The 26,272-nt window shown below is 59.7% G+C and carries 49 protein-coding genes; 31 read left to right on the plus strand and 18 right to left on the minus strand.

The window, feature by feature from the left end:
* Positions 1-18: 18 nt before the first annotated feature.
* From M0654_RS03515 to M0654_RS22715, 14 genes are all read right to left on the minus strand, one after another.
* Complete coding sequence (locus M0654_RS03515; RefSeq protein WP_248681857.1) at positions 19-228, minus strand: KTSC domain-containing protein; 210 nt, start codon at positions 226-228, stop codon at positions 19-21.
* Between the two features lie 88 nt (positions 229-316).
* The gene (locus M0654_RS03520; RefSeq protein ID WP_248681858.1) at positions 317-598 is read right to left on the minus strand and encodes a hypothetical protein; all 282 of its coding nucleotides are present in this window, start codon (positions 596-598) and stop codon (positions 317-319) included.
* 223 nt (positions 599-821) lie between these two features.
* Entirely contained in the window at positions 822-1,949 is a 1,128-nt protein-coding gene (locus tag M0654_RS03525; RefSeq protein WP_248681859.1) for a tyrosine-type recombinase/integrase, read from the minus strand.
* Positions 1,924-2,094: a hypothetical protein gene (locus M0654_RS03530; protein WP_248681860.1), complete on the minus strand. Its 171-nt coding sequence runs from the start codon at positions 2,092-2,094 to the stop codon at positions 1,924-1,926. Before M0654_RS03530 ends, M0654_RS03525 begins: the two co-directional genes overlap by 26 nt.
* Entirely contained in the window at positions 2,094-2,372 is a 279-nt protein-coding gene (locus M0654_RS03535) for a hypothetical protein (protein ID WP_248681861.1), read from the minus strand. Before M0654_RS03535 ends, M0654_RS03530 begins: the two co-directional genes overlap by 1 nt.
* Positions 2,362-2,781 (minus strand): hypothetical protein, encoded by a 420-nt coding sequence (locus M0654_RS03540; RefSeq protein ID WP_248681862.1) that lies wholly within the window; start codon positions 2,779-2,781, stop codon positions 2,362-2,364. The genes M0654_RS03535 and M0654_RS03540 overlap by 11 nt, the downstream gene beginning before the upstream one ends.
* Positions 2,774-2,992: a hypothetical protein gene (locus tag M0654_RS03545; RefSeq protein WP_248681863.1), complete on the minus strand. Its 219-nt coding sequence runs from the start codon at positions 2,990-2,992 to the stop codon at positions 2,774-2,776. Before M0654_RS03545 ends, M0654_RS03540 begins: the two co-directional genes overlap by 8 nt.
* Positions 2,989-3,348 (minus strand): hypothetical protein, encoded by a 360-nt coding sequence (locus M0654_RS03550; RefSeq protein ID WP_248681864.1) that lies wholly within the window; start codon positions 3,346-3,348, stop codon positions 2,989-2,991. The genes M0654_RS03545 and M0654_RS03550 overlap by 4 nt, the downstream gene beginning before the upstream one ends.
* The gene (locus M0654_RS03555) at positions 3,345-3,545 is read right to left on the minus strand and encodes a hypothetical protein (protein ID WP_248681865.1); all 201 of its coding nucleotides are present in this window, start codon (positions 3,543-3,545) and stop codon (positions 3,345-3,347) included. The genes M0654_RS03550 and M0654_RS03555 overlap by 4 nt, the downstream gene beginning before the upstream one ends.
* Complete coding sequence (locus M0654_RS03560) at positions 3,542-3,763, minus strand: hypothetical protein (RefSeq protein WP_248681866.1); 222 nt, start codon at positions 3,761-3,763, stop codon at positions 3,542-3,544. Before M0654_RS03560 ends, M0654_RS03555 begins: the two co-directional genes overlap by 4 nt.
* Positions 3,760-4,059, minus strand: a complete 300-nt coding sequence (locus tag M0654_RS03565; RefSeq protein WP_248681867.1) for a hypothetical protein — start codon at positions 4,057-4,059, stop codon at positions 3,760-3,762. Before M0654_RS03565 ends, M0654_RS03560 begins: the two co-directional genes overlap by 4 nt.
* 56 nt (positions 4,060-4,115) lie before the next feature.
* Complete coding sequence (locus M0654_RS03570; RefSeq protein WP_248681868.1) at positions 4,116-4,838, minus strand: Rha family transcriptional regulator; 723 nt, start codon at positions 4,836-4,838, stop codon at positions 4,116-4,118.
* The gene (locus M0654_RS03575; RefSeq protein WP_248681869.1) at positions 4,835-5,170 is read right to left on the minus strand and encodes a hypothetical protein; all 336 of its coding nucleotides are present in this window, start codon (positions 5,168-5,170) and stop codon (positions 4,835-4,837) included. The genes M0654_RS03570 and M0654_RS03575 overlap by 4 nt, the downstream gene beginning before the upstream one ends.
* Before the next feature lie 12 nt (positions 5,171-5,182).
* Positions 5,183-5,356, minus strand: coding sequence for an Arc family DNA-binding protein (locus M0654_RS22715; RefSeq protein ID WP_313791066.1), 174 nt, complete (start codon positions 5,354-5,356; stop codon positions 5,183-5,185).
* A gap of 112 nt (positions 5,357-5,468) precedes the next feature.
* Here M0654_RS22715 and M0654_RS03580 point away from each other — a divergent pair, with 112 nt between their 5' ends.
* The 8 genes from M0654_RS03580 to M0654_RS03615 all read left to right on the plus strand — a co-directional run bounded on the left by M0654_RS03580 (position 5,469) and on the right by M0654_RS03615 (position 9,547).
* Positions 5,469-5,807, plus strand: coding sequence for an Arc family DNA-binding protein (locus M0654_RS03580; protein WP_248681870.1), 339 nt, complete (start codon positions 5,469-5,471; stop codon positions 5,805-5,807).
* Between the two features lie 431 nt (positions 5,808-6,238).
* A complete protein-coding gene (locus tag M0654_RS03585; protein ID WP_248681871.1) occupies positions 6,239-6,697 on the plus strand; it encodes a hypothetical protein in 459 nt (152 codons plus the stop codon).
* Positions 6,698-6,826: 129 nt separating this feature from the next.
* Positions 6,827-7,138 carry a DUF6074 family protein gene (locus M0654_RS03590; RefSeq protein WP_248681872.1) on the plus strand — a complete coding sequence of 104 codons (312 nt, stop codon included), beginning with the start codon at positions 6,827-6,829 and terminating at the stop codon, positions 7,136-7,138.
* Positions 7,135-7,599: a hypothetical protein gene (locus M0654_RS03595; protein ID WP_248681873.1), complete on the plus strand. Its 465-nt coding sequence runs from the start codon at positions 7,135-7,137 to the stop codon at positions 7,597-7,599. The genes M0654_RS03590 and M0654_RS03595 overlap by 4 nt, the downstream gene beginning before the upstream one ends.
* Positions 7,596-8,036: a hypothetical protein gene (locus tag M0654_RS03600; protein WP_248681874.1), complete on the plus strand. Its 441-nt coding sequence runs from the start codon at positions 7,596-7,598 to the stop codon at positions 8,034-8,036. The genes M0654_RS03595 and M0654_RS03600 overlap by 4 nt, the downstream gene beginning before the upstream one ends.
* Before the next feature lie 58 nt (positions 8,037-8,094).
* Positions 8,095-8,541, plus strand: coding sequence for a hypothetical protein (locus M0654_RS03605; RefSeq protein WP_248681875.1), 447 nt, complete (start codon positions 8,095-8,097; stop codon positions 8,539-8,541).
* Positions 8,538-8,969, plus strand: a complete 432-nt coding sequence (locus M0654_RS03610; RefSeq protein ID WP_248681876.1) for a hypothetical protein — start codon at positions 8,538-8,540, stop codon at positions 8,967-8,969. Before M0654_RS03605 ends, M0654_RS03610 begins: the two co-directional genes overlap by 4 nt.
* Entirely contained in the window at positions 8,966-9,547 is a 582-nt protein-coding gene (locus tag M0654_RS03615) for a DUF6362 family protein (protein WP_248681877.1), read from the plus strand. Before M0654_RS03610 ends, M0654_RS03615 begins: the two co-directional genes overlap by 4 nt.
* A gap of 30 nt (positions 9,548-9,577) precedes the next feature.
* On the opposite strand, the gene M0654_RS03620 is transcribed toward M0654_RS03615, so the two are convergent.
* A complete protein-coding gene (locus M0654_RS03620) occupies positions 9,578-9,841 on the minus strand; it encodes a DUF982 domain-containing protein (RefSeq protein WP_248681878.1) in 264 nt (87 codons plus the stop codon).
* A gap of 161 nt (positions 9,842-10,002) precedes the next feature.
* Between M0654_RS03620 and M0654_RS03625 the strand changes: the two genes are divergently transcribed.
* The gene (locus M0654_RS03625) at positions 10,003-10,230 is read left to right on the plus strand and encodes a Lar family restriction alleviation protein (protein ID WP_248681879.1); all 228 of its coding nucleotides are present in this window, start codon (positions 10,003-10,005) and stop codon (positions 10,228-10,230) included.
* 249 nt (positions 10,231-10,479) lie between these two features.
* Here the strand turns inward: M0654_RS03625 and M0654_RS03630 are convergent, their stop codons facing one another.
* Positions 10,480-10,653: a hypothetical protein gene (locus tag M0654_RS03630; RefSeq protein WP_248681880.1), complete on the minus strand. Its 174-nt coding sequence runs from the start codon at positions 10,651-10,653 to the stop codon at positions 10,480-10,482.
* Between the two features lie 150 nt (positions 10,654-10,803).
* Between M0654_RS03630 and M0654_RS03635 the strand changes: the two genes are divergently transcribed.
* Genes M0654_RS03635 through M0654_RS03645 form a run of 3 tightly spaced genes read left to right on the plus strand, consistent with a single transcriptional unit; the run spans position 10,804 to position 11,611 of the window.
* Positions 10,804-11,040: a hypothetical protein gene (locus tag M0654_RS03635; protein WP_248681881.1), complete on the plus strand. Its 237-nt coding sequence runs from the start codon at positions 10,804-10,806 to the stop codon at positions 11,038-11,040.
* A 2-nt stretch (positions 11,041-11,042) separates the two neighbouring features.
* A complete protein-coding gene (locus M0654_RS03640) occupies positions 11,043-11,219 on the plus strand; it encodes a hypothetical protein (RefSeq protein WP_248681882.1) in 177 nt (58 codons plus the stop codon).
* Positions 11,219-11,611: a hypothetical protein gene (locus tag M0654_RS03645; protein ID WP_248681883.1), complete on the plus strand. Its 393-nt coding sequence runs from the start codon at positions 11,219-11,221 to the stop codon at positions 11,609-11,611. The genes M0654_RS03640 and M0654_RS03645 overlap by 1 nt, the downstream gene beginning before the upstream one ends.
* Before the next feature lie 1,239 nt (positions 11,612-12,850).
* Here the strand turns inward: M0654_RS03645 and M0654_RS03650 are convergent.
* Positions 12,851-13,252, minus strand: a complete 402-nt coding sequence (locus tag M0654_RS03650; protein ID WP_248681884.1) for a hypothetical protein — start codon at positions 13,250-13,252, stop codon at positions 12,851-12,853.
* Between the two features lie 153 nt (positions 13,253-13,405).
* Between M0654_RS03650 and M0654_RS03655 the strand changes: the two genes are divergently transcribed.
* From M0654_RS03655 to M0654_RS03725, 15 genes are read left to right on the plus strand one after another with little or no spacing between them, the layout of a single operon-like run.
* Positions 13,406-13,819 (plus strand): hypothetical protein, encoded by a 414-nt coding sequence (locus tag M0654_RS03655; RefSeq protein WP_248681885.1) that lies wholly within the window; start codon positions 13,406-13,408, stop codon positions 13,817-13,819.
* On the plus strand, positions 13,816-15,495 hold the full coding sequence (locus tag M0654_RS03660) for a terminase large subunit (protein ID WP_248681886.1): 1,680 nt from the start codon (positions 13,816-13,818) through the stop codon (positions 15,493-15,495). The genes M0654_RS03655 and M0654_RS03660 overlap by 4 nt, the downstream gene beginning before the upstream one ends.
* Positions 15,492-16,778 (plus strand): phage portal protein, encoded by a 1,287-nt coding sequence (locus M0654_RS03665; RefSeq protein ID WP_248681887.1) that lies wholly within the window; start codon positions 15,492-15,494, stop codon positions 16,776-16,778. The genes M0654_RS03660 and M0654_RS03665 overlap by 4 nt, the downstream gene beginning before the upstream one ends.
* Positions 16,750-17,418: an HK97 family phage prohead protease gene (locus M0654_RS03670; RefSeq protein ID WP_248681888.1), complete on the plus strand. Its 669-nt coding sequence runs from the start codon at positions 16,750-16,752 to the stop codon at positions 17,416-17,418. The genes M0654_RS03665 and M0654_RS03670 overlap by 29 nt, the downstream gene beginning before the upstream one ends.
* A gap of 32 nt (positions 17,419-17,450) precedes the next feature.
* A complete protein-coding gene (locus M0654_RS03675; protein WP_248681889.1) occupies positions 17,451-18,644 on the plus strand; it encodes a phage major capsid protein in 1,194 nt (397 codons plus the stop codon).
* Positions 18,645-18,702: 58 nt separating this feature from the next.
* On the plus strand, positions 18,703-18,909 hold the full coding sequence (locus M0654_RS03680) for a hypothetical protein (RefSeq protein ID WP_248681890.1): 207 nt from the start codon (positions 18,703-18,705) through the stop codon (positions 18,907-18,909).
* Position 18,910: 1 nt separating this feature from the next.
* The gene (locus M0654_RS03685; protein WP_248681891.1) at positions 18,911-19,255 is read left to right on the plus strand and encodes a hypothetical protein; all 345 of its coding nucleotides are present in this window, start codon (positions 18,911-18,913) and stop codon (positions 19,253-19,255) included.
* Positions 19,255-19,830 carry a head-tail connector protein gene (locus M0654_RS03690; protein WP_248681892.1) on the plus strand — a complete coding sequence of 192 codons (576 nt, stop codon included), beginning with the start codon at positions 19,255-19,257 and terminating at the stop codon, positions 19,828-19,830. Before M0654_RS03685 ends, M0654_RS03690 begins: the two co-directional genes overlap by 1 nt.
* 9 nt (positions 19,831-19,839) lie before the next feature.
* Positions 19,840-20,043, plus strand: coding sequence for a hypothetical protein (locus M0654_RS03695; protein ID WP_248681893.1), 204 nt, complete (start codon positions 19,840-19,842; stop codon positions 20,041-20,043).
* Positions 20,030-20,422, plus strand: coding sequence for a head-tail adaptor protein (locus M0654_RS03700; RefSeq protein WP_248681894.1), 393 nt, complete (start codon positions 20,030-20,032; stop codon positions 20,420-20,422). Before M0654_RS03695 ends, M0654_RS03700 begins: the two co-directional genes overlap by 14 nt.
* The gene (locus tag M0654_RS03705) at positions 20,422-20,847 is read left to right on the plus strand and encodes an HK97-gp10 family putative phage morphogenesis protein (RefSeq protein WP_248681895.1); all 426 of its coding nucleotides are present in this window, start codon (positions 20,422-20,424) and stop codon (positions 20,845-20,847) included. The genes M0654_RS03700 and M0654_RS03705 overlap by 1 nt, the downstream gene beginning before the upstream one ends.
* Before the next feature lies 1 nt (position 20,848).
* On the plus strand, positions 20,849-21,253 hold the full coding sequence (locus M0654_RS03710; protein ID WP_248681896.1) for a DUF3168 domain-containing protein: 405 nt from the start codon (positions 20,849-20,851) through the stop codon (positions 21,251-21,253).
* Between the two features lie 23 nt (positions 21,254-21,276).
* Positions 21,277-21,726, plus strand: coding sequence for a phage tail tube protein (locus M0654_RS03715; RefSeq protein WP_248681897.1), 450 nt, complete (start codon positions 21,277-21,279; stop codon positions 21,724-21,726).
* A complete protein-coding gene (locus tag M0654_RS03720) occupies positions 21,726-22,139 on the plus strand; it encodes a gene transfer agent family protein (RefSeq protein WP_248681898.1) in 414 nt (137 codons plus the stop codon). The genes M0654_RS03715 and M0654_RS03720 overlap by 1 nt, the downstream gene beginning before the upstream one ends.
* A 2-nt stretch (positions 22,140-22,141) precedes the next feature.
* Positions 22,142-22,291: a hypothetical protein gene (locus M0654_RS03725; protein ID WP_248681899.1), complete on the plus strand. Its 150-nt coding sequence runs from the start codon at positions 22,142-22,144 to the stop codon at positions 22,289-22,291.
* Here the strand turns inward: M0654_RS03725 and M0654_RS03730 are convergent.
* A complete protein-coding gene (locus tag M0654_RS03730; RefSeq protein WP_248681900.1) occupies positions 22,288-22,551 on the minus strand; it encodes a hypothetical protein in 264 nt (87 codons plus the stop codon). The two genes, M0654_RS03725 and M0654_RS03730, sit on opposite strands and share 4 nt — an antisense overlap.
* 11 nt (positions 22,552-22,562) lie before the next feature.
* Between M0654_RS03730 and M0654_RS03735 the strand changes: the two genes are divergently transcribed.
* The 4 genes from M0654_RS03735 (at position 22,563) to M0654_RS03750 (ending at position 26,261) form a co-directional block, all read left to right on the plus strand.
* The gene (locus M0654_RS03735) at positions 22,563-24,518 is read left to right on the plus strand and encodes a phage tail length tape measure family protein (protein ID WP_248681901.1); all 1,956 of its coding nucleotides are present in this window, start codon (positions 22,563-22,565) and stop codon (positions 24,516-24,518) included.
* Between the two features lie 3 nt (positions 24,519-24,521).
* On the plus strand, positions 24,522-25,166 hold the full coding sequence (locus tag M0654_RS03740) for a hypothetical protein (RefSeq protein ID WP_248681902.1): 645 nt from the start codon (positions 24,522-24,524) through the stop codon (positions 25,164-25,166).
* A gap of 1 nt (position 25,167) precedes the next feature.
* Positions 25,168-25,833, plus strand: a complete 666-nt coding sequence (locus tag M0654_RS03745) for a hypothetical protein (protein ID WP_248681903.1) — start codon at positions 25,168-25,170, stop codon at positions 25,831-25,833.
* A 185-nt stretch (positions 25,834-26,018) separates the two neighbouring features.
* Positions 26,019-26,261, plus strand: coding sequence for a hypothetical protein (locus M0654_RS03750; RefSeq protein WP_248681904.1), 243 nt, complete (start codon positions 26,019-26,021; stop codon positions 26,259-26,261).
* Positions 26,262-26,272 lie beyond the last annotated feature (11 nt).

A 26,272-nucleotide genomic window follows, 5' to 3' on the forward strand; every position in this document is an offset into this window, starting at 1 on the left:
AGTAGATGTTGTGGAAGCCTAACCCAAGCTGGCGTCGCGATACCGGTTGCGTATCAGCTTCATGTAATAGCTGCCGGGGGAGGAAGTATTTCTCAGGTCATCGATGACATAGTCGGGCACATCGCAAAACTCCCGGATCTGCCCGTTGGACATGAAGATCTTCAATCGCGACGATGCCATGTCGTATTCCGCGGCATCCAAGAGCTTCGACTGCAGCACAACATGCATTTCGCCACCCGCCTTCCGTCATTCCTCCCAGAGAGCAAGAATAAGCAGGATCTGAGGCGAGTCAATTAGCACAATCAGCGCGCGTTGTTTAGCGGCATAGGGCATTGCCGTTGCCATCGACGACGCAGTTGCGCTGCGTTGCGCCGATGCTGCCCGCCTTCCGCGATGGCCGCTCCTGTATCACGCCGGGACGTCTTCCGCCGATCTGCCCGGAGACGCCACCATACTGTGTATCAATGTCGAAGTTTTCGTTTCCGTAAGTGCCGGTATAGCCGCCACTGCCATTCGGTGCGACTTCGTAGTTGCGGTGTTGTTGTGCACTGGCGGGCGACGCAGCGAGAAGAATTGCGACGAGAGGCATTGTCTTCATGATCGAGCTCCTTTTCGTCCTCAAACAATTAACGTGCAGGAAGTTTCCTCGCGGCGACGTGCCAGCCGAGCGTCATGAGTTCGGAGGAGCGCCGGCTCGACGCCGTCAAGATGGCGACAGGTCTGCGGGAGACGACAGGCTATAAATGCCAAAAAGGCTCCCGGTTGCCCGGAAGCCTCTGCTGTTCAGCGAATTGGATGGTGGGCGTGACAAGGATACAATTTCAGTTTTTTGCCTTTGTTTTTATTGCTTTTTTCGGTTTGAATCCCTCACCTGAAATTGGGTGAGGGGAAAGTATGTTCTCGATCTGGTCTGCCACGATGCGGCTGCCCTCGACTCCGAGACGCTTTCGATCGACACCCTTGGTGTAGATTTCGGCCGTTGCCAGCTTGGTCCATCCGTACTGCGCCATCAGTTGGTGGCTGCCTGCGCCGCCTTCAGCCGCCAGTGTGGCGCTGAGCTTCCTGAGCCCGTGAGCCGACTTGGTCACGCCCGCCTCGGTGCATCTCTCCCTGAACCAATTCCCGAATGCTTCCTTCACGAATGGTTTGCCGCGGCTGCTCTCGATCAGATGCAGGCCCTTCCGTGGCGTCTGCTCAATCATCTTCAGAAGATCGTCGGTGAGCTCCACCGTGATCCTCGATCCTGTCTTCGCCGTCGCCAGCGACAGCTCTTTTCCCTTGATGTGCTGACGGCCGGCAATCGCGACGTCGGACCGTCTCAGACCCGTCAGAAGCATCAGCTCCATCGCTAGGCGCTCGGGTGTCCCGATCTCGTGGCGCTGACGGAATGCCCTCACGTCGTCGATCGTCCATGGCGGGAAGCCGTCTGACTTGTAGCCTGGCGGTTCAACGCCGATAGTCGGATCCGCTGCGACCAAGCGCATTTTCCTCGCCCAGCCAAACATCCCCCGCATTACCTTCAGGAAGTTCGCGGCCAGCGCCGGTGTCTCGTGCCGCTTATCCACGCCCTCTTGAATGACGTCCTGAGTGAAGGTGGACAGGGCATAGTGTCCGTTCTTTTCCAGAACCTTTGCCATGATCAGCCGCTGCTGCTTTTGCGTGGCGGGGCTATAGCCGGCCCACTTGGCGCTTTCGGTCGTGTACCGGTCCCAGAGCCACTGCAGCGTGCCCTCGTAAACCTTGGCCACCTCAACGGGCGATCCCGTCAGGGCAGCGCGGTACGCGGCCTTGAACGTCGGGTCGTTCGGGTACGGGAGCCGTATCCGTTTCCCCTTGCCGATGCGAAAATAGAAAACCCACTTGTCGTGGCGGGTTTTCTGCTTGGTGACGTGGAGGGGGAGCTTTCTTGGCATCCCCGAAGCTTCATAGGCTTGGTCGGGAGTAGTCAATTCCGGTTTCCTTGATCTGCTCGGACCTTGGCCGGATGGTGACAACGGCCTCACCAATCTTGATTTCGACAGTGCAGCCAGTCTCTTGCGCGACTTCCGCCGCGCGCTGCATGTCCTGCTTGCGGATGAGGGCAGGGGCGGACATCAGGCAATTTCCCCGCTATTCGACTTATCCACAGGGGTGATGTCGTCCATCGCCTCGATATGCGAGCGCGCCGTTTCCAGCCCGCTCAGCGCATGGTCAAGCACCAGCAGCAGCGAGTGCAGAGCATCGTCGATCTCACGGCCGCGGGTATTGTCGCCCAGGCCCTGGACGATCAGCTTCGCGGCGTTCGTGTAGCCCTTGGTGTCTAGCAGGTTGCTGTCAGCCTGCCGGATCAGATAGAACATCGTTGACGGATCGGCCGGCGCTTCACTTCGCATGCGGTAGCCCTCCGTTGACGTAGAGCGACCGCAGGAGCAACGGTTCCATGGTGCCGCCGCCCTTCTCATCTTCGTCCAGATGCGCGGGCCACCAGAGCTTGTCCAAGTTCGACCACCCGTTGGGGTCTGCTGCCTCGTGGAAGTAGGCGAGCTTCATCTGGGCTTCTTCTGCCGTCAGGCACGGCAGGCGGAGCAAGATCCGAAATGCTTTGATCTCCCGCACGGCCGCATCATCGCGAGTAGCTTTCCTCGCCTTCGGCTTGCCATCGGCGTGGTAGAGCTTGTTTTCGTCTTCGACCATGAGGCGATGCAGGGTGATGGCTTCCTTGATCATCGATGTGGAGTTGACGGTGAGGGCCATAAGCTCATGCTCCCACCGGTTGATGCGATCGGTTTCGGACTTAGCCACGGCTGGACCTCCCGCGCTTTACACCTGGGCTGACCAAGATGAACTCGACCCCAGCCTCGTGGCTGATGTCGAATTGGCATTCCTCGCCGTGGAGTTCGTCCATCAGTTGAGACAGGTGCTTGGTAACCGCCTCGATCTGGGCGGTGAGGATTTCCGCATTCTTGAATTGCGATGTGATCGAGCGGGGCAGGGCGACGGTAGGGCGGCTCATTTCAGCCCCTCCAGATAACCCAGAGCGGCCAGGACCATCCGCTCAGCAGCTTCGCAGCCGTAGACTCCGCCTTGATCGCTCACAGAGATGCGAAGCGCCTCCATAGCTCCTTCGAGCGTTGTCGCTGGCGCGTTCCACTCTGTCAGTCGGTCAAGGTGTGGCCCATAGGTAATATCGGCCAACGCGCTGCACTCGTCGTTGTCCAAGCCCCCAGCGAGCCGGTTGAAGTCTTCCAGCCCGCGTTGATACGCCCGGATGGTGTCCAGAAGCGGGTCAGGAATGTCCGCCGTGGCGACGGCGGTATGGCTGGTAGCAGCGATGACGATGCTAGCCTTCAGAACGGTGCGGCGGTTCATTGCGCGTCCTCCATCTCGTCCACAAGCTGCTGTGCTGCCGTGATCTGCTTCTTCGCGTCCTCAATGATGAGGCAGAAGGCCGCGTAGTCCGCCACGTCGCCTTTGCCGATGAGAACTTCGACCATAATGTCCAGGGTGTGGAGATAGCTATCGGTAGCGCCGAGAGCATCGCGGAACTTCGTGACCCGGTCGGTCATTGGCGCTTCTCCTTGAATTTCGCGATGTTTTCCTCGCCCTGCTTGTCTTGGAAGGCGACAATGCCTTCCGAAATGTCGCGGGCGATCCAGAGAAGGCTGTTTATGCGGCGGTCTATTTCGTCCTTTCCAAGAGCGAACTGAAGTTCGCACATGACGTCCAGAAGGTCGTTCAGGTTGCGGACGGCTGCATCGACTTCCTCAATCTTGTAGCTGCTCATAGCGAAGTCCCTCCATCAATTGCAGCCTCGAAGCGCACGCGGAGGACGCTGGCACGTTCCGCGACATTGCTGATCAGGAAGTCGAAGCAGTCTCGCTCGAGGCGGGTGCATTGGTACTGGAAGCAGTTGTCGTTGACGGTTTTCGGCGGGCCTATGTTGTCCCAAGCATTGACCGCAATGTCGGCCATCAGCATGAGTTCGCGGATATCGTTTTCGAGCCCGCGCATCGCGTCAGCGACCTGTTCGTGGGTAGGTTTGGGCATAGCTTCGCCCTTCGCCGGTGATGGCGTTGTCATTGGTATTCTCCGTGGCTGATTAGGAATGTCTGGTGTGGTTCAGATTTGAGCCATGACTATTCGCGGCGGGTGAGCTTGAACCGGCCTTCGATGTATGGATGCGTGTAAAGCTTGCCGGCCGAATGCTTGGCCTCGTCAGCGAAGCGCTTGAAGATTGCCGAGACCTCTTTGATCGAGAACCCGGAATTGTGGACGCCCTCGGCGTGAGGGTTGCGGACCAGCACGCGGATAGTCGGCGCATACGGACTGTCCCGCATAATCTTGTCGACGACGGTGACGGACAGGCCGTATTCCTTGTTCATGCGCTTCCTGATGCGCTCGATGCCTTCGCAGTCGGTCGGCATCTTCTCGAGGACTGTGTGCGCCTGGGTGATCAGGGACACCTGAGAAGTCAGGACCGCGATCTGCTCGCCCTGCTCAGCCTGCCGGCGCTCGACCTCCGCTTGGATGGTCAGCATCTGGATCAGCGTTTCGGTGGTGGTCAGTGGACGAGGGGAGGCGACTGCAGCCTCAAGCTCCCGAAGGCGACGAATGACCTTGAGGCGGAGCGGAGCGCTGTAGCCAAGAAGCAGAGTTTCGGTCAGTTCCCGGTTGAGCCGGTATTCCGTCTGCTCACGGTTCATGCTGTCGAGGTAGATGTGTCCAAAAATGGACGCATCTTCGTTCAGTTCACCGAGCATCTTCTCGATGTCACGCTTCACGTGCTGGTGCTGCTTGCCGGTCAGATCCGCAATCTCACGGCTGGACATGGTGACGGTGGTAGAGGTGAGCATGTTCATCGAGCGCTCTCCTGCGGCAGGACGAGCGAGCGGAGAAAGGCTTCGAACCCTTCCCATGCCCCGTATTCCTCGTCACCTAGGCATTCGATGATCGGGGTTCTTACGCCAACGGATCCGTCAAGCACATAGCGCAGCTTCGCCTGCACTTCGTCATGCGTGCTGCACGGAGCCGTCGCCATAACCTTAAACGCGGCCACCTCTGCGGCGCCGGTCTGTTCTGCGAGTTCTTCGCTGACTGGGTTATGGTGATCGTCGAATGAACCTTCGTCGGCTAACACCGCTTTCTGGTGCGCCTTGATGGCTGCTTTGACTGCGTGTTGAAGTGCGGTCATGCTTGCTCCTTGTCAGTCGTGACGACCTGTATTGCCTACGGAAGCTGCTTCCATTTGCGCCCTGATGCAGCGAATGACCTCGCTGTTTTGCGAGCTGCCGTTGTATTCGGCCCGGCTCGAGATGAACGTCTTCACGTCATCAGGAAGGCGAACCATTAGTTTGGGCTGTTGAGATTTCTTAACCACGTCTTGTACTCCTTTCGTTAACTTCAAGATGTCACCGTGACATCATGACGTCAACAAAAGAAGTCACGGTGACATCATTTATTTTGTGTCACGGTGACAGTATGGATTGGATATGAGCGACGAAAAGCCGGTAAGAGAGCAAGACAAGTTCATGTTGCGCCTGCCCGACGGCATGCGCGAGCGTATTTCCGATGCTGCAAAAGCTAACCGGCGGAGCATGAATGCTGAGATTGTTGCTGCGTTGGAGGAGAAGTATCCGGAGATCGAATATCCTGAGCTAAGCTTTCTCGACGAGATCGATGAACTCACTAGGAAGCTCGAGCGGATACGGGAAGCTCGCCTGCAGGAGGCTGCCGAGAACTGGAGCGACGCCTTCATCGACGAGGTAGCCGACAAAATCGGGCCTAAGGCAAAGTCGTTGAAGCGGAACAAGACGCCGTCGGAAAGATGATGTCACGGTGACGCTTTTCATTGCATTGATGATGTCACGGTGACATACTCGGCTTCTCATTCCATTGAGGAGCCTTCCTTTGCCTTATTCTCCACAACAGAGCATCACATCAGCGCTTCGACCGCCCGCCAGTGGCGATAGCGGCACGCGCGATGTGGCAAGCCAAACCCTCAAGCAGCGCTTTGAGCTGACGGTATATGAAGCCGCACAGGCCTGCACACTGGCGAAGACCTTTCGGACGGTGCGGAGGGCGCATTCGTGACCATCTCCTCCGAGAAGAAGGGATACCCGCCGCGGCGGTACGTCGTCGAGACAAGCGGTCCGCGTTGCCCGAAGTGCAACGGCAGGGCTCCGAACCGCTACTGCCGCAGGTGCGGGCCGTTGCCTCGCTTGATCCGTGAGGATGGCGTCGTTCGGCGGGAGTTCCCGCGATGAAGAACAAGCGCTGGCAAGTTGAAGGCGCATGGGTGCCGAAGCGGCTGGATCTCCTGCAGAGCGCCGCATGGCGGAATGCACCGCGCGCTCTTAAAGCCCTCCTGGAAGTTCTCGAAATCGAGCACATGCGCAAGAAAGGCAGTGCGAACGGGGAGTTGTTCTTCAGCTACCCGCAGTTCGTCGCGGCTGGATTCAACCGGACGACAGTGTCGTCGATGACGAAGCTTGGCGAAGCGCTCGGGCTCTTGAAGGTGAACCGTGAGACCGGCGTAGGCAGACAGGATCTGCACGATGCCTGCGCCTACACTCTCACATACCTTCCTACCGGGATCATCGGCAATCTTGCTCCTACCGATGATTGGAAGCGGATCAAGACGGACGAACAAGCCTTGCTCATCGTCCAAAGGATGAGGGAGCGAAAAGCCAGCCGCAAGAAAGACAGGAGGGCTGCGTGATGAAAACGCAACTCCGGTCATACTTGGAGGCGTCTACCGGTACCTCAAGTGAGACTACACCGGTCATGCTTGGAGTACTTTACCGGTCATACTTGAAGGACATTCCTCTATATTCTTGGGAGGGTATCCATGCGGCAGGGTGAACTCTTCGACAGAGATCATGCATCAGCCAGCGCGACTGTGCTCTTGTTCCCGCTCAACCGCCGTCGTTCGAAGGTCGCCGATGTTGCTCGGAAGCTGAGCACGAAACGAACGGAAGCGCATGTCGACCAGTACACAGGCCAGGTTACGAACGCTCTTCGCCGCCATCTTCGATCTCTCGGTCTGACCGAGCCACAGCAGCAATCGGAAATCGCGTCCTTCTGGTCGGAGGTTGACCGGGAAGTCGCGTGCTTGTCCTGGCGGGCTTCGACCGGCAACAACCCCAGAGGTGCAGCATGACCAACATCGTCTCTTTCCAACCCAAGCAGCCGCCGATGGGTGCGAGGGATTTGGTCGAACTCCTTCAGACGCTGAAGGCATTCGCACTTGTAGCGTCGGCGCAAGCCGAGAAGGCAAAGACGCTCGACAAGCTTATCGGCGTCTACGCCAACTGGTTGCGCAGGTACTACGAGCTGTCCGGAGCAATTGGGCAGGCTTATCAGGAAGCCACAAAGGATGTTCGACACCGCGGCACGGATGCTGACGAAGATCGCATCGATAACATCGTCGATTGCATGACCGAGCTGGAGGCGCGGATTAATGGACCACACCCTTGGCTGTCCCTGCCAAGCCGGCGCCGCGCTCAGGAAAGGATCGTCCTCATCCTTGGCTTCGCGGCGACCAGCCTCACCAAAGCGATAGAAACCGCCGAGTTGATCGGAAAGCCTGCGCCTCGTCCTGAACCTGGAGGCGCAGCATGACCTTCGTCGACATCAAGCCGGGGCAGTGGGTGCTGGCCTTTTACGAACCCTTCGGGCCGAACAGCCTGACGCTTGCGGAGCACCTTGAGAGGTTCACGAGCCGTGGCGGGGGCTGGGACTGTATCCCTTCGAACGAGATATTCCACCTCTACCGAGTCTCGCGCGCAACGCCGAAAACCTATCACGTCGACGAGATGGATACGCACCTGCGAGCCTACGTCACCAAAACGCAGTATCGGGGCAACGTCATCGCAGCCGGAACAAAGGACGAGATGACGGAGCTGCGGAAGCGGTTCTATGCAATCGGCAAAGAGGCAGACGATCAGATCGATTTCGCCGTCGATCGTCTCGCGAGGCCCGTGCGCCGGCGCGTTTACGCCAAAGCGCGCAAGGAAATTCACAAGCTCCTGCCTCAGCATTTCGGGAGGGGCGAATGATCCTGCTCGACATCTTCAAGCTATGGCGTCGGTTGCGCATGATCCGGAGGGCAGGGCAATGACCCAGATCCTGAATGTCACCCGCAACGAGGACGGCCAGTATCAAGTTAGTGATGCCAGCGGTCACCTCGTCGATGGCCCATTCGAAACCAACGCCGCAGCGTGGCGGGCGCTCGATCGGCTCGACCACGAGAACAACGCGCCACCCAAGATGCCGAAGAACAAGAAGGTGCTCTGGGGCAAGCCTGAGCAGGCGAAGAAAGGGGAGAAGGGCAAGAAGGCGCGCCGCAGGGATAAGCAGGCCCAGCCCAAGCAGGAGCACCGCCTGAAGGTGAACGCAGCCAAGGCGCCGGGATGGATTCGCGGTGTTGCCGCGGCAAAGTTCGACCCGGCCGGCCAGCGGAAGTACCGTGACGACAAGCTGGGCACCTTTGGCGCCGCTTCGCCGGTCAAGCGTATCGATCCTGCGGAATACCTGGCGGCGAAGGCGAGGGGTGAAGCTTGAGGCGTCACCGCGTCAACATCTACAAGATAACCCGAGAGTGCGGTGTTCGCCTCCGGGATGCGAGCGAGCATTCCCCAGCCAGCCGACGGCCGGGGGACTGCTTCTGCAAGCCGACCATTCGCGAGATAGGCGAAAGCCACGGCGAGGCTCATCTTCGCCTCGTCCTCATGCTCCTCACCGGTGACAGGAGCAATGCTCGAGAACTTTACGCCGATGTCCTCAAGGCGGTGTCCCGCCTCCTGGCGAAGCATCCTGAACTCGTCCGTCGCCCGACGCTGATCGACGAGTTCAACGCGCTTAACATCCATCGCCTGCGCCGGCAGGCAAAAGCCATGAACTGCGACACGGCCATGAGCGACGTGCTGCACGTGATGCTCACACTCACATTCATCCTCCCCGACGAAGCGGCATTTGGAGAAGCAGCATGAAATTTCAGGACTGGACAGCGCAGGCGGTAAAGGATCGGGTGATCGAGATGGCGGAGACGCTACGGCGGTCACCATCCGTCAAGGGGCCTCGCATGTTCGGCAATGCCATGCCAGTGCCCGTCAGGCGCTACGACGAGAGTTACGGGCACCAGGCGGCGCGATATCGCGAAAGCGCGTCAGCGGCCGCCCTGGGGCGAATGGAACAGGTTTGGCGGTGGGTGAACGACCTACCAAGCGAAGACGACAGGAAGCTGCTCTATGCCTGGTCGTGGGTAAAGGTGCGTAAAGGGCTGAAGATTTCTGCGTTCGCTGCAGAAAACGACATGAACGAAAGAACTTTACTTCGCTCGGTAACAGCTATCTGCCAGGCCATTGCGGACGATCTAAACCAAAAAGGCCAGTTTCGGCTGGTCACCCCGGATTTACAGGTGTCCGAAACTCAGCCAGATATCACGTCAACAACGGTATCGTCCGGAAATTGCGTCACACACTGGCGCGCTTCGGACGCCAAGCCGCACATCGACCCTGCTCTGCCTCCGGTGAGAGTAATCGAACCCCGGCAGGCCCGGGCGCGGTAACCTTTGGACCGAGGTAGGGCACCTGATGCTCTAATGGCACTTGCTCACGTGGATCTCGTTTTCATACGCGGCGAGAAAAAACATTTTCGCGGTGTCATGATCCGTCTCAAGCCGGAGTGCAGCGTAGCAGACGCTGATCGCTCTTGAGCAAGCAGGGCGGGCGACCGTGAAGTTGTCTCGCATGTAGCGAACCGCTTCTGCGGGGCCGCGGATCTGGCGAACGCGCGTCTTCTCGACGATGTTTACGGGCGGATACCACCGGGCACTGAACAGCACCGGAACAATATGCGACATAGCTTTCTCCCTCTAGCTCATCTGCGTGAGCCAAGGCGAAATATTCCGCATTTCTACAATCAGAGCGAGTCCATCTGACCTAGCTAATTGGAGGTAGACAGCTACATCCGGCGAGCTAAGCCGAACGCCGCAGGCAGCGCGAGAAGCGGAAGGCGGCGTAGATGGTAGCCAAGGTTCTGGAAAGCGATATCGGGTTGAAGCCTTGCCCGTTCTGCGGCGGCTTCGAGTTGCATATCGAGACGGACAGCGAGCCAACGTCAACGGTGCAGGTGGAGTGCGACACTCCCGGCTGTGAAGCCTCCGGGCCTCATGGCAAGGATGCTGACGAAGCCGCAAGGCTTTGGAACCGTCGCGCACCAGCAGACAGAATCGGGAAGCGGCCGCTGTGAAGAGCGAAACGTGCCGCTGAGGTTCGGCCAAGTAGAGGCCTCCGGTTACGCTTCCCGCCCTAACACTGCATGCGCTTCGAAGCCCTGGGTTCTACCAGTAGCCGGGCCACGGCTCGGATAGGGCGCATGCAGGACCTCATCGCTCGGGAGCACGTAAGTGTGTGAGGCTTCGGCCTCCCCGGCGTCCATTACCGCTCATTACGGTTCATTAGCCCCGCCCCGGAGTGATCTGGAGCGGGGTTTGTCGTTTCAGGAAAACAGCAGGTCATCGAGTTTGGCGAATTCGGTGAGGGCTGCGTCGAGTTGGTTGCGCCTTTCCGCGCGCTCACTTGGCCGAAGGTGGAGCTGGATCATTCGCTTCTCGGCCAGGTGAAGATTAACGAAGGCCTTTGTGTAGGCGTCTATAGCGTCTTCTGTTTTCATTTCGGCAATTCCTTTTCTGTTGGGGTAGCGCTCAGTGCGCAGACACCAAGATGCCGCTGATTCAAGCGTGCGTCAAACAAGAAAACCGTTGGTTGTCAATGAGATAAAGGGTTTAGCGGCTGAGTTAAACCGCATGACCAGGAGAGAGACATGACGCCGAGTTCATACCCTATGACTGCGGCGACCAGAGCCGAAGCGAGGGCTGTCTTCGATCAGCATTGCGACATGAACGGCATAGGCTACCTCACTGTCGAGGATGTCGACGGCGAGCGGGTTTGCTTTCTCTATGACGCGAAGGGTTACTGCCTGATCGCATCGAGGCATGGCCAATACGACCTCATCAACTACGCCATCGCGAACGGCATAACCATCCGCTCCAGGCATTAGCGATGGCCACAACCCGCGAAATCATCGAAGACATTGTCGCTCGCCACGATGAGCGCATGAGGGCAGACCCACGCTACGCTATGACCTTCCGCTACATGCAGGAGGCCACCAAGCCGGTCGAGCGCTCTAAGCACTACGATCGCGACGGCTACTGCGATAACCCGGCCAGAGGATATTGATGCTTCCAGTCGATCAGACGCAGTTCGTTGGCGATGGCGTCGGCGGCAATTGTGTTCAGGCTTCGGTTGCTTCCATCCTCAACCTGTCGCTTGCGGACGTTCCGCATTTCCTTGAGGTCGGTGAGCGACCGGAGGAATGGGAGCTATCCATGATGGACTGGCTGGAGGAGCGAGGCATCAGCTACATCCGCCGTGAAGGCGAATGGATCTTCGATGGCTACTATCTCGCATCTGGCCCGTCACCACGTGGAGTCAGCCATATGGTCGTCTACCATGACGGCTCACTTGCTCATGACCCCCATCCGTCGCGAGCTGGCATTCTTGAGGTTAAGCGGACGTGGGTCCTCGCTCCGCTCGATCCGTCCGCCATCCGCCTGACCGCCGCCGCCTAGCCAGAGGCAGAACCTTCGAAGCATGAGTTGAACACTTCCAGCATTCGCCGGGGAAGCTCAACCTGGTCTTGGGCGAGAATCATGATGCCCTCTATGTCTCCGTCACTAGGGGAGCTGTCGGGCCGGTTCATTATCGCGAGGATTTGCTTTTCGAGAGCCTGATGCTCTCTGCTCAATGCGTTGAGATCTGCTATCTGTTCCTCTGTCAGTACCGGTGAAGCCATTTGCATTCTCCCAAGCTTAGTCAAGCCTAGCGATGACAGACGGAGATTCGTCCGGCGTCAATCCACCAATAGAGGTAGCCGTGGCTGCCAATAGCTCGCGCTTCCGCTCACACCCTCTTAAGACAACCCATGCCGGTCGTGAAAACACGGCTAGAGATCGGATCTAGTTTGAGCGGGCCCGGCGGTTGAACGAATCGACAGCGTTGCTGTAGTCGGACGATGCAGACTCGTTTTCGCGATTTGCCTTATCGATGGCCTCTTGCGCCTCTCGCTTATTGCACGTCATGAAGGACTCTACCTCATCCCTGTAGGTCTCCATCTCGCGTTTACAGCGGTCGAACTCCCACTCGTCGTCAAAGGCGCCATACTGTGATGCGCACGAGGGGGCACTAGGTTCGCTGCAATAAGCGTATGCCGTAGCTGGTACGGCCCACGCCGCGAGAACGTAAGCTAGAATAAGTTTGCGCAAACCGGGTCCTCCTGATTCCTCCAGCAAGAGATCACCTCGAGTGCCTAAGCTCAAGACCCTCAAGCCCATGGTCTCTACCATCAAGCCTCTAGTGGGCAGGATGCCAGGAGACGAGAAGGCGAGAGACCAACAGCGACGGGACACAGCCCCATGGCGCAACTGGTACAAGACGGAGAGATGGGCACGGCTTCGGCACGCGGTCTTCCTCCGTGACCACTACCGCTGCCAGCGCACTGGTGAACTGTGCGTAGGTAAGCACCCCGCACCCAACAGTCCTGTTGCCAACCACAAGGTAAGGCACAAGGGCGACCCGGTTCTCTTCTGGGACATCGACAACATCGAGACCGTGAGCAAGGCTGTCCATGATAGCCTCATCCAGTCCGAAGAGCGCAGGTCAGAACTACGGGACTGAGTACCTGTGAACCGCTATATCAGCTGAGAGGCTGACTTGAGGGGAAAACCGCAGAGACGGAAGGCACTTGGGCTGTACCCCAGTGCGTCCACAGCAAGCCCATCACGACGCCCCGAAGCAGAAGCGGGCTCTGTTCAAAGCCGCTTCACGCTGACTTCTATATGTAAGGATGAACCATTATGGGCAAGCCCCCTGAACTCACTGGATTCCCTATGTGGGTGCACAAAGCTTAGCTCCTCCGCCCGCATGGCGTCTTCGTAGAGCAGGATGTCGTGGCTACCGGCATAACGACTCGGTCGCGGGGCGTTCGAAGGGATAGCTATCGCCGGTTGTTTGTCTTCCTTCGTGAAGAGGAATAGCCCAACGGCGACCAAACCCACGGAAACTGCGGCTACTGCTAGGACGAGAAGCGAGGCCCCGACCATGTCGTTAATAGGGCCCTTAATTCCTTCAACCATGAGGTTGCTGCTTACTGAGGCGAAGACCGATGAAGACAGACTAACGAGGAAGGTGGCGGTGTATTGGTTTCTAGTCACTTTGGGTCGCTCCTATTTGTGCGGCGGCAACCTAGAGGCCGCTAATGAATCCTTTGTGTAGGGGGGGCGTTGAAAGCGTCTAGCACTCCATCGCCCCGGACCCGCGCCCCACGCACGTACACAATTTTTTTTGGAGCACCGTGAATTTCAGCCATGGCCGGAAACAAAAACAGCGGTCGTCCAGAGTACGCGCCTACGGATGACGAGCGCGAGAAGGTGCGAGTTCTCAAGGCCGGCGGCATGTCGAACGAGGCAATCGCTGAGGCTGTGGGCATTTCGGAGCCAACGCTTCGCAAGCATTTTTCTTCTGAGCTAGATCGGGGCACTGCGAAGGTGCGTGCTGATCTGCTGATGGCTCGGTATCGCTCGGCAATGGGCGGCAACGTGGCTGCGCAGAACAAGATGATCGAGCAGGTTGCAGCCTCTCAGGCACAGGACAGGAAGATGCCCAAGCCGAAGGCAGAGAAGCTTGGCAAAAAGCAGGAGCAGAAGATCGCGGCCCAGAACGTGGGGGGCCGGTTCGCCCCTCCTGCGGCTCCTAAGCTGGTTGTGAGCAACGACAAGTGACCTGGGACACAAGCTGCCCGGATTGGGAGCGCCGGATCATTGAAGGCGAAAGCCTGATCCCGTTCGCGCCGCTTTTCCCGGATGAGGCGGAGGCTGCGCTGGAGGTCTTCCAGTCGCTGAAGATCGTGGACGCGCCAGGCAGCCCGACCTTTGGCGAGGCGTGCGAGGATTGGGTCTTTGATTTCGTCAGGGCCATCTTCGGCGCCTATGACCATGAGGCGGCAAAGCGGAATATCCGAGAGTTCTTCCTGCTGATCTCGAAGAAGAACTCGAAGTCGACCATTGCGGCCGGCATCATGCTCACGGCGCTGATCCGCAATTGGCGGCATTCGGCGGAACTGCTGATCCTGGCGCCAACGATCGAGATCGCGAACAATTCTTACGGCCCAGCGGCCGACATGGTTCGCGCAGATCCTGATCTGTCGGACCTCCTGCACATCCAAGACAACTTCCGCACCATCACGCACCGGATAACAGGCGCGAAGCTGAAGGTGGTCGCGGCTGACACGGACACGGTAGGCGGCAAGAAAGCGGCTTTTGTGCTCGTGGACGAGCTCTGGATCTTCGGCAAGCGCAACAACGCTGACGCGATGCTTCGGGAAGCCACCGGCGGTCTGGTGTCTAGGCCGGAGGGGTTCGTCATCTACCTGTCGACGCAGAGCGATGCACCGCCGGCTGGGGTGTTCAAGGACAAGCTCGACTATTTCCGCGAGGTCCGCGACGGCAAGATTGCCGACCGGAAGAGCCTCGGCGTGATCTACGAGTTCCCCAAGGCCATGCTGGACGCTGAGGCATATCTGGATCCGGCGAACTTCTACGTGACGAACCCGAACCTGGACCGCTCGGTCAGCCGCGAATGGATCGAGGAAGAGCTGGTCAAGGAGCTTCAGAAGGACAGCGAGACCCGCAACACCTTCCTTGCCAAGCACCTTAACATCGAGATCGGCATGAACCTCCGGTCAAACCGGTGGCCTGGTGCTGACTTTTGGACGGTGCGAGTGGAACACGGTCTGGATCTCGAAAGCCTGCTGGCTCGGTCTGAGGTTGCGGTGGTCGGCATCGACGGCGGCGGCCTTGATGACTTGTTCGGCTTTACGGTGGTGGGCCGGGAGAAGGGCACTCGAGACTGGCTCTCCTGGTCGCACGCATGGTGCCACAAGGGTGTCCTGGAGCGGCGCAAGTCGATCGCCTCGAAGCTGGAAGATTTCAAGAGCGACGGGCTGCTGACGATCGTAGACGACGAGCTGGACGACATTTCCGGCATCATCGAGATTATCAAGGATATCAAGGACCGCGGCTTGCTCGCCTCGGTGGCTGTGGATCCCGCCGGCCTTGGTGAGATGATCGAAGCGCTGGCCGAGATCGAGGTGACGCAGGAAGCCGGCAACCTCATCGGTGCTCCGCAGGGCTGGCACATGATGAACGCGATCAAGACCGCCGAACGCAAGCTCGCGAACGGCACGCTCCGGCATGCGCCATCCGCCCTCATGGATTGGTGCGTCAGCAACCTGAAGATTGAACCGACCGCGACGGCTATCCGCGCGACGAAACAGAACGCGGGTGACGCGAAGATTGACCCGGTGATGGCGCTTTTCGATGCCGTCACGGTCATGATGAGGAACCCGGTGGCCCCCTCGGCTTTCGATGCCGATTCCTGGATTGCGAGTTATGCATGAGCTGGTTGTCGCGACTTCTGCGCCTCGACGGTGCGAAAGATATCGAGCCTTGGCGTGGCGGGGCTGTGTCGACGGAGCACGGCGACAACTTTGTCACCAATCAGGTAACCGTTGCAGATTATCGTGACTATCGCGCTGCCCAGGGAGGCGCTGCGGTAGGCCTCTCGGCCACATGGGCATGCGTCCAGCTGATCGCCGGTACGATCGCCTCCTTGCCCCTCATGGTCTACCGCACGGGCGACGACGGAATCCGGCGGGTTGCGAAGGATCACCCGCTCTATTTCGTGCTCCATGACAGCCCGAACTTCGACCAGACGGCGGTTGATTTCTGGGAGATCATGGCGGCCAGCATTGAGCTGCACGGCAACGCCTACGCACTGATGGAGCGGCGGGCGTCAGATCGCGCGATCACGTCGCTCTACCCGATCCGGCCGGATCTGGTGAAGGTGCGGCGCCTCAGCAACGGCGACCTTGAATATGAATGGACGGACAACGGGCGGCGCGTCGTCAAGACGGGCACCGATGTTCTGCATATCCGCGGTTCATTTGGGGACGCGCTCGGCGGGACTTCTACCCTGTCTGCATGCCGGAATGTCTTTGATGATGCGATGGCCGCTGAGAATGCCGCCGGCTCTATGTTCCAGAATGGCGTGAACCCTAGCGGCGTGCTGTCCACGAAGCCAGAGGTCCAGCTAACGCCCGAGCAGCGCCACGAATTGGAACAGCATCTCCAAAAGAAATACATGGGGTCGATCCGCCAGGGCCGGCCGATGCTTCTCGATAACGGTCTGACGTGGACGCAGCTGTCGATCAACCCGCAAGACGCGCAGATGCTCGAGAGCCGCAAGTTCAGTGGCGAGCAGATCTGCCGCATCTTCGGTGTGCCGCCGGCAATGGTCGGGTTTGGCGACAAGTCGTCGAACTGGGGCACTGGCAAAGAGGTGGATGTCCTCGGCTTCCAGAAGTTTGCCCTTCGCAAGCGCCTGAAACGGATCGAGCAGTCCGTTCTAAAGCAGCTGGTGCCTCTTTCCGAGCGCCGCGCGCAGGGGCTGACGATCGAGTTCAACCTCGATGGCCTGCTCCGCGGCGACACGACGAGCCGCTATGACGCCTACGAGAAGGCAATCCGCATGGGGATCAAGACCCGCAACGAGTGTCGAGCGCTTGAAAATGACCCGCCGATCGAGGGCGGCGACGTAATCACCGTGCAGATGCAGGACATCCCGCTCGCAAACGCCATCAACGGAGATCGAGATGGACAAGAAGACAGCGCCAGTTCTTGAGATCAAGTCTCTCAAGGATAGCGGCGAGTTTGAGGGCTACGGCTCCACGTTCGGCGGCGAGCCGGACGCCTACGGCGACGTAATCGCGCCTGGCGCCTACACGGAGAGCCTCGCGAAGCACAAGGCAAAGGGCACGATGCCCAAGCTGTTCTGGCAGCACAACGCTGACGAGCCGATCGGCAAATGGCTTGATGCGTCGGAAGACGATCATGGCCTGCTGATGAAGGGGCGGCTGAACATGGAAGTTCAGCGCGGCCGCGAAGCCTACGCTTTCCTGAAGGCCGGCGACATCGACGGTCTGTCGATTGGCTATCGCATCAAGGAGTACAGCGTCGACACGGAAACAGGCGTTTGGACGCTCCAAAAGCTAGATCTGGTTGAGGTCAGCATCGTGTCTGTCGGCGCCAACGAGAATGCGGTCGTGCAAAGCGTGAAGGCGGCGAAGGCCGTCCACGACCTCACCGAGAAACTGAAGGCCGGGGACCGGCTGTCAGAGCGCGAGTTCGAAACCTGGCTCAAGGGGCTGGGCTTTTCCAACTCGCAGGCGGAGCGCGCCGCGCGTCTCCACCTGAAAGGGCAGGGGGAACCTGCCAATGCGGCTGAAGACGGCGTTGCCTTCTGGCGCGCCTTGATGGGCTGAGGGCCCAAATCAACCCAAAACAGGAGGTTCCCATGTCGGAACAGAAAACTGCGGCCGAGCTTGCCGCAGAGGTCAAGCGTGACTTCGACACCAAGCACGACAAGGTGAAGGAAATTGCCGAGAAGGCACTTGCCGAAGCCGAGAAGGGCACGCCGATGGCGCAGAGCGCCAAGGAGCTTGCCGACCAGGCCATCACCGCGCTGGCGGAAGCCAAGGCTCGTCTCGATGAGATGGAGCAGAAGATGGCCCGCAACCGCGAGCAGGGCGACAACGGCCGCACTGCCGGCGAGCGTTTCGTGGAAGACGAGGGCTTCAAGTCCTTCGCCGGCCAGACCCGCCCGCGTGGCCGCCACATCGTGGAAGTGAAGGACATCACGTCTCTCACGACCGACGCTGCCGGCTCTGTTGGATCGCTGGTCCAGCCTCAGCGCGTTTCTGGCACTGAACTGCCGCAGCGCCGCATGACGATCCGCGCGCTTCTGGCGCAGGGCAACACCAACTCCAACTCGATCGAGTACGACAAGGAGAAGTTGTTCACCAACAACGCGGCTCCGGTCGCTGAAGGTGCCACCAAGCCCCAGTCGGAGCTCCAGTTCGAGGATGCAACCGCTCCGGTTCGCACCATCGCTCACTGGATGCGCGCCTCGGTGCAGATCCTGGCCGATGCGCCGGGTCTTCGCTCGATGATCGACCAACGCCTGCGTTATGGCCTTGCCTATGCTGAAGAGCAGCAGCTTCTCAACGGCTCCGGCTCTGGCCAGAACCTCGAAGGCCTCATCACCGCCGCCACCGCCTATTCGGCGCCGGGTAGCCTCACGGCTGCAACTCCGGTTGACGTGGTTCGCCTGATGATCCTGCAGGTTGCTCTCGCTGAGTACCCGGCAAACGGCATCGTCATGAACCCGATCGACATGGCTGCGATCGAAATGGCCAAGGATACGGCCGGCGGCTACCTGATTGGTGACCCGCAGGGCACGATCCAGAAGCGCCTCTGGGGGCTTCCGGTCATCGAAACGCAGGCGATCGGCGTCGATAAGGCGCTCGTTGGCGCCTTCAACCTCGCTGCACAGATCTTCGACCGCCAGGACGCGACTGTCGAAGTCTCGACCGAAGACCAGGACAACTTCGTGAAGAACAAGGTCACCATCCGCGCTGAAGAGCGCCTGGCACTGGCCATCTATCGCGAAGCCGCCCTCGTTTACGGCGATCTGGGCCGCGTGGCCTGATGAAATGAAGGGCGGGGCAGCAATGTCCCGCTCCTCCCTCTCGTAACAGGAGGCCACCATGACCACCAAAGTCAAACTCATCCGCCCTCTGGACGGCAAAGACGCCGGCTCGGTTGTCGAATACCCGGACCTCGACGCAAAGCGCCTTGTGGCGCGTGGTGCTGTTGAGATCGTGAAGGAAAAGGCAGCGCCTGCGGTGGACAACAAGATGGCGCCGGCCGTGGCCAACAAAGCCGCAGCCCCCCGAAAGAAAAAGGGCGAATAAGATGGTTGGCCAGATCCAGAGAACACGCGGCAAGGCCGCATACCGCCGCGCGGCCGACGCCGCCGGCAAGAAGCCGAAGAACACCGTTCTGCCGGCTATCACGGGCACGCCTACGGAAGGCGAGACGCTCACCTGCTCGACAGGCACGTGGACCAACACGCCTGACGCCTATGCCTACCAGTGGCTCAGGGCTGGCGTTCCAATCGCGGGCGCTACTGCATCCACCCGCGTGCTCGACGCTGCTGACGTTGGCTCTGCCATGAGCTGCACGGTGACGGCGACGAATGAAGGCGTTTCAACGTCGGCAACGTCCGCTCCGACTGCTGTTGTAGAGGCTGATGAATAATGTTCCGACCCGTCCGCGTCACGCCTTCGGCTGACCTTGATCTTCCCATCTCCGTTGAGGACGTGAAGACCGCTCTGCGCGTGGACGGGGACGATACCGACGGCGAGATCGAGCGGCTGATCAAGGCTGCCGTCCAGCACTATGAAGGCTGGAGCGGCGTGCTTGGCATTGCCATCGTCGAGCAGACGTGGCGGCAGGACTACGGGCGGTTTGAGGAGAAGATGGGCCTCAAAGTCGGCCCTGTCACCTCGATAGCCTCTGTGAAGTATCGCAACGACCAAGGCCAGATTGCCACGGTTGCCGCGGACAAGTACGCGCTGAAGCATACCGGCGGAGGCGAGGCTTATGTTCGCTTCGATCGGGGCTTCACTGCACCCGTTGATCTCTACGAAGACGCCCCGATTTCCATCGAATACGTCGCCGGCTGGCCTATCGGAGAGGTGCCTGCCGATATCCAGACGGCGATCATCCTGCGCGTGCAGAAGCATTTCGATGCCGCCGCGCAGACGAACTCTGATGTTCTCGATCGGGTCGAGAAAGACCTAACATCCCGATACCTCACCCTCTCGATCTAGGAGAAAGCCATGACCCGCGTCCGCTTCACCGCCGACTTCGACTACAAACCGACTATGCAGACCACCATCGGCTACAAGGCCGGCATGGAGGAGACCGTCAAGAAGGAATGCGCCGAGCAAGCGATCGCAGCCGGCAAGGCGGAGGAGATCCCTGACGCCGGACGTCCGTCCGAGGGCAAGCCATCCGGTAAGACAACCGATGGCGCCAAGTAAAACGCCCACCGCCCAAGAGCTGAAGCATCGGCTTGCCTTCGACAAGCGAGTGGAGTTTGACGACGGATACGGCAACACCGAGGGCAAGTTCAAGGAGCAATTCGAGGTGTGGGCGGCTGTCCGCTCCCGCGGCGGCTCCGAGGCTGTGGTGGCCGCGCGGCTGGAAGGCCGCAATCTGTATGGCGTCTACCTTCGCTCTTCCTCACAGACGCGGCAAATCGAGAGCGACTGGCAGGTAAGAGACTTGCGAAACGGCGCATGGACCGGCGAAGGCGACGATCAGGTATGGACCGGCCCCACCTACGCAGTGAAGATCGTCGATGCCCTCACTGACCCGCGCTGGGTTTATCTGGAGATCCAGTCTGGAGTGGCCTCGTAATGGCAATCAAGGCGAAGATGCTCGGTCGCGAGAAGGCGATGCGGCTGCTTAGCGGCATCGTTCCTGAGGCGGAGAAGGAACTGGCGAAGGCGCAAATGGAGGGCGCGCAGCAGGTTGCGAACAAGATCAAGCCTCGCGCTCCTGGGCCACGAACGGGCGCCTACCAGGCCAGCATCCAAGCAGCCCGCCTTGCCGATCGGCCAAAAGAGCGTGCTCTGGGCGGCGGGGCATCGAACAGCAACACGAAAGACCCCAACGCGACCGGTGTGTTCGCTGATTACATCTGGCGGTTCCTGGAGTTCGGCACCGTAAAGATGGCGAAGCGCCCGCACATCTTCCCGACATGGCGACAGGAACGGAAGAGGGTCCGATCGAAGATGGCTGCGGCCGTCCGCAAGGCCGTGAACAAGGCGAAGAGCAAGTAACATGGCATCACCGAGCCTTGAACTGCAGGGAGCGATTGTCTCCCGCCTGAAGGCCTCTGCTGCGCTGACGGCGCTGAACAAGGGGCGGGTTTACGACGCCGTTCCCGACAACGCTGTCTTCCCATACGTGACCGTAGGGGAAGGTGACGAAACCAGCGACGACGTGGACTGCGTCGACGGCTTCGAGATCTCGCTCGACATCGATGTCTGGTCGCGCGCTACAGGCTTCCCTGAAGCAAAAGCGATCAGTGACGAGATCCGCAAGGCGCTCAAGACGCCCGATCTCACCATCCCGACCAACGCACTTGTTAGTTTTCGCCACCGGCAGACGCGGTTCCTCCGCGACCCTGATGGCCTGACCTCACATGCCGTGATGACCTTCGAAGCCATCGCGGAGCAGCCTTAACCGCCACTACAGGAGACACCCCTATGGCAGACCCAACAACCATCCGCGGCGGGAATATCAAAGTCCTCCTCGGTAACGCCGCAACCCCGATCGTCTACACCGCGCCGTGCGGCTTCAATCAGCGCAGCGTCACGATCAACAAGGGGTTGGAAGAGGTAAACATCCCTGATTGCGACAACCCGGATGCGGTGAACTGGGTCGGTCGAGATGCGACTTCCATGTCCATGTCGATCAGCGGCGAAGGCCTGCTCGCGGCAGAGAGCGTGGAGACATGGCTTGACGCAGTGGAAGATGTCGAATCCATCCCGATCAAGGTTGAATGGCATTTCCCGGCGAAGACGATCACCTGGACCGGAAAGGCTCATGTTGAGAGCTTCGAGGCTGGCGCTCAAGATGGCCGCCGCGTTTCGGGTAACGTCTCTCTCCAGAGCGATGGCAAGATGACCCGCGTTGTCACGCCGGTTGGTGGCTGATGAGCAGAGACGGCTCCTGCGAGGTCGTCTTCAACGGCCAAAGGACACAGTTCAAGCTTGCCTGGCGCGAGCTGATGAAGATCCAGGAGGCCTGCGATGCTGGGCCTTATGTGGTACTGGACCGACTGGTTACCGGACGCTGGCGGCTCCAAGACATTTCCGAAGTCATCAAATGGGGTCTCATCGGCGCCGGCATGCCGCAGGGTGATGCCTTGAAGCTGGTCGAGACCGAAGTTGAAGGGCGCCGTCCGCTCGAAAACCTCGTCATCGCGCAAACGGTCTTGGGTGCTGGTGTGGTTGGCGCTCCGGAGGAAGAAGTCGGAAAAAAATCCGAGGCGGCAAGTCGAGGAAAGCGGAAGTCCCGCTCCCGAACGGGAAGCTCCGGTTTGCCGCCATCATCGGGAACGGAATAGCGATGGGCATGACGCCGGCAGAAACGCTAGCGTGCTCCCCATTCGAATACCTTGCCGCTCTGGACGGCTTCATGGAAGCTAACGATCCGGATAGCGACAAGAGGCTCAGCGAAGCGGAGAAGGATGCGCTCTGGGAGATGCTGGAGGCTTAGTTGCCTAAGATGCGCTTGCTGGTTCTGTCCAAGTCCGCTTGGCTGATGAATCCGTTGAACATGCACCTCGTCAGGAACTGTTGGTTGTCAGACGGGATGACACCCTTCTCCATGCCTCGAAGACGATCGGTGCAAGCAAGTCTCTGCGCGACCAGCTTACGCCGATCAGCCGCTTTGTATTCCGACCAAGCGTAATATCCGCCGCCGGCAATCACGACGGCGCAGGCTGTTGCAATCAATGTTTTCAGCCATCCCTCCATAGGAGTCTCCCTTGGCCACTGACAATGAACAACTGGTGCTTAGCATCAGCGCCGACGTGCGGCAAATTCAGCGGCAGCTAAAGGGCTTGGTCGGGCAGACGCAGCGCGACACGAAGGCAATCGAAGCTGCGTTTGGAGGCATCGACAAAGCTGCTTCTGGTGCGTTCGCCGGGGTGGCTGCCAACAGCAATCGCGCTTTCGGTGCTGGGGTAAACGGAGCGAAGCAGTTCGAGCGGGCGGTGAATACGTCTCGGCTTCAGACGGCTAATCTTGCGGCCCAGCTCAACGACATCGGCGTACAGCTTGCAGGTGGGCAGTCGCCGTTCCTCATCGCCCTGCAACAGGGCACGCAGATCAACCAGGTTCTCGGACAGGGCGGCGCGCGAGCGGCTGTAGGCGCCCTTGCCGGCGCGTTCACATCGTTGATCAACCCTGTCTCGCTTGCGACAATCGCCATCATCGCGCTCGGTGGCGAGGCCATCCAATACTTCACCTCGCTCCTCTCCGAGGGGGACAAGTCGGAGGAGATGCTTAAGCAGCAGGCTCAGCTGATCCAGCAGGTTGCAGATCGCTGGGGCGATGCTGTGCCGGCGCTTAGGGAATATGCCGACGAATTGGAGAGGACGGCCCGGGCGGCCCAACTAAATGAGGCCGGTGGCATCGTGAACGAGCGTGAACTAGCGCCCGTTCGGAAACAGATCGAAGACGCCGCGGTCGCTGTAGCTGACCTCGTTTCGCAGCTTCAAAGCGCGGGGGAAGAAACCGAAACCATTGTCGCCCTGCAGGAAGCTTTCAACAAGTTCTCCAGCGCCGCAGAGGACGGGTCTCTGAAGCTTGAGGATGTTCAGGCGGTACAGGACACTCTTGCCGCTGCGATCAACAGCAGCGGAATTCCTGCGCTTTCTGAATTCAAGTCGATGTTCGACCAGTTGACCGGGTCGGCCCTCAATGCATCGGATGCCGTTCGCCAGACCAATGCCGCCATTGCCCAGGCACAGGCACGGATGAACGACCCTAATACCTGGCGCGGTCGCGGACTCATCGGCCAGCCGGAAGGTGCTATTCAAGGCTCGTCTGACCCTGACTTACCGTTCGAGGGACCGACGATCAATCGGCGTCCGCTTGTGGAACTGGAAGGTTTGCCGGGGGCGAGCAGGTCTGCATCACGCGCTGCGTCCGAACGGGAGAAGGCTGCGAAGGCAGCCGAGCGTGAAAAGCAGGCTGTTACCGATCTGATCGAGCAGCTTCAGTTCGAGCAGGCCGCTCTCTCCATGACAAATGAAGAGCGTGCTGTTGCCAATGCCCTTCGTCGCGCTGGCACTGCTGCCACGCCAGAACAGCGAGCACAGATCCAGAGCATTGTAGAGGCAACATATGCTGAGCGTGACGCGATCCGCGCCAACAAGGAGGCGATGGAAGAGCTTCGCGACGTGAGCCGAGACGTGTTCGAAGGTATTGTCTCGGATCTCCGCAACGGCAAGAGTGGCGCCGACATCCTCTCCAATGCTCTCGACCGCCTTGCCGACCGTCTCATCAGCTCCGCGTTTGACGGATTGTTTGACGGTACATCAGGTGGCAAGGGCGGCTTGTTTGGCGGCAAGATTATTCCCGGAATTCTTCACAGCGGCGGTGTTGCCGGCAGTGACGGGTATGGTCATGGTCGCGCTGTGTCGCCTTCGGTGTTTGCAGGCGCGAAGCGTTATCACAAGGGTGGCGTAGCGGGCCTTATGCCTGGCGAGGTGCCCGCGATCCTGCAGCGTGGCGAAGTCGTGATTCCCCGAGGTGCAAAAGCTGCCTCGGGCGGAGGGATGGCGTTCACCTACGCCCCACAGATTGACGCTCGCGGTGCTGACGCGGCGGCCGTTGCCCGGCTGGAGCAGGTCGTCGCCAAGCAGCAGACTGAGCTGCAGGGCCGGGTCGAGGCAGCCGTCCGGTCGGCGCAAAAGCGCAACGTGAAGCTGGGCTAGCCGATGACCATTACCTATCCGCTGCCCCTATCGTTCTGGGATGACTTTCCCGGTTGGTCGACAGAGTTCGAACTGTTCTGGCGGCAGGAGCAATCCCGCACGGCCGGCGGCGCGACCATCGTCAAGGATATCGGCGACCCGCTCTGGAGGATGACGGCGCAGAGCCGCGTCATGAAGCCGAACGAGCTCGATTACTGGCGGGCGCGCCTCGCGAGCCTGGAGAACGGGTTGAAGACCTTCCGCGCGTTCCCTAAGTCGCGCTGCTTCCCGATCGCTTATCCGAATGGAAGCTGGCCAACGGGAGCCTCTTTCTCCGGCACGGCGCAGCTTGCGACGGTGAACGCGAACCGCAAGGCTATCGCGGTCGGAGGTCTGCCCTCCGGCTACAAGGCGTCGGTCGGCGATTTCCTGCAGATCGGAACACGGGATCTACACCAGGTGATGGAGCCGGCAACCGCGGCTGGCGGCGGCGCAACCTCTCAGTTTGAAGTTCGTCCGCACCTATGGCCTGGCGTTGTGGCTGGTGTGCAGGTTCTGGTGAAGCAGCCATCGTGCATCATGTCGATTGTTCCCGGCTCAGTCTCTACCACGGCTGACTTGGCGACGGGTCGCGGCTCCGTCAGCTTCCAGGCGTTGGAGGCGCGGTAGAATGCGAAACATCTCGGCAGAAAACCTCGCTGCGCTCGAGGCGCGGCAACTGGTGGCGCGCGACTTCCTCTGGATCGTGGCGCGCGATCGGGTGACGAATGCACCTGTCACTGATGGCATGTGGTCGGGCGTCGGCAACATCTCGGCGTCCGTCATCCACCCTGACACAGGCGCAATGGTCACACGTGACTGGTTTGGTTCGGGCACACTGGTGCAGATCGATGATATCCCGCTCGTATCGAACCTGTCCGTGCAGAACGTCACCATCCGCATGTCTCAAGTTTCCGAGCATGTTGCGATCCTCGTGCGGCAGTATGAATGCAAGCAGGCTCGGGTGGAGATCTACCGCGGCCTGTTCAATCCGGACACGCGCCAGATGGTGGCGCCAGCGGAATGCCGGTTTGTCGGCTTTGTCGACCAGATTGAGATTACGACACCGAGCGAGAACGAGGAAGGATCGGTCACGCTGACCTGCGCCAGCCATACGCAGGAGATGACGCGCGCCAATACTTCGACCCGCAGCCATGCAACCCAGATCCTGCGCGACCCGAACGACACGTTCTACCAGGACGCGGCGACGGTGCAGGAGTGGGAGGTCTTCTGGGGCAGCGAAAAGGGCAAGGTCCAGACCCAGAAGAAGCGCAAGAAGTTCCTCGGGATATTCTGATGCAGGTGCGGAACGCGACGTCGTCAGACCGTGATCGGGTTGTTGCCCTGCTTCGGGAAAGTCATGAGGCGGCCGGCTTCACCTTCCCATTTCAGGCGGCTTACGCGGACCAGCTTTTCCAGCAACATTTTCATTCCCCTATGGCTTGTGTGCTTGTGGCCGGCGAACCGGCCATGTGCGTGCTGATGGCAGTCGCGTTTGAGCACCCCTTCGGCGCTGGGCGCATCGCCAAGGAAACCGTTTGGTATATCGCCCCGTCATCTCGCGGGCGCTGCGCCTTGAAAATGCTTGATGCCTACGAGGCCTGGGCGCGCGCTGCCGGCTGCGTCTCGGTCGGCATGGCCTCTCTTGTCAGCAATGACATCTCCAAGATCTACGAACGGCGCGGATACGCAGCCGTCGAAACTCACTTCATGAAGTCGCTCTGACGCTTCCAGGG

The organism is Neorhizobium turbinariae (assembly GCF_023223505.1).
Classification (GTDB): domain Bacteria; phylum Pseudomonadota; class Alphaproteobacteria; order Rhizobiales; family Rhizobiaceae; genus Neorhizobium; species Neorhizobium turbinariae.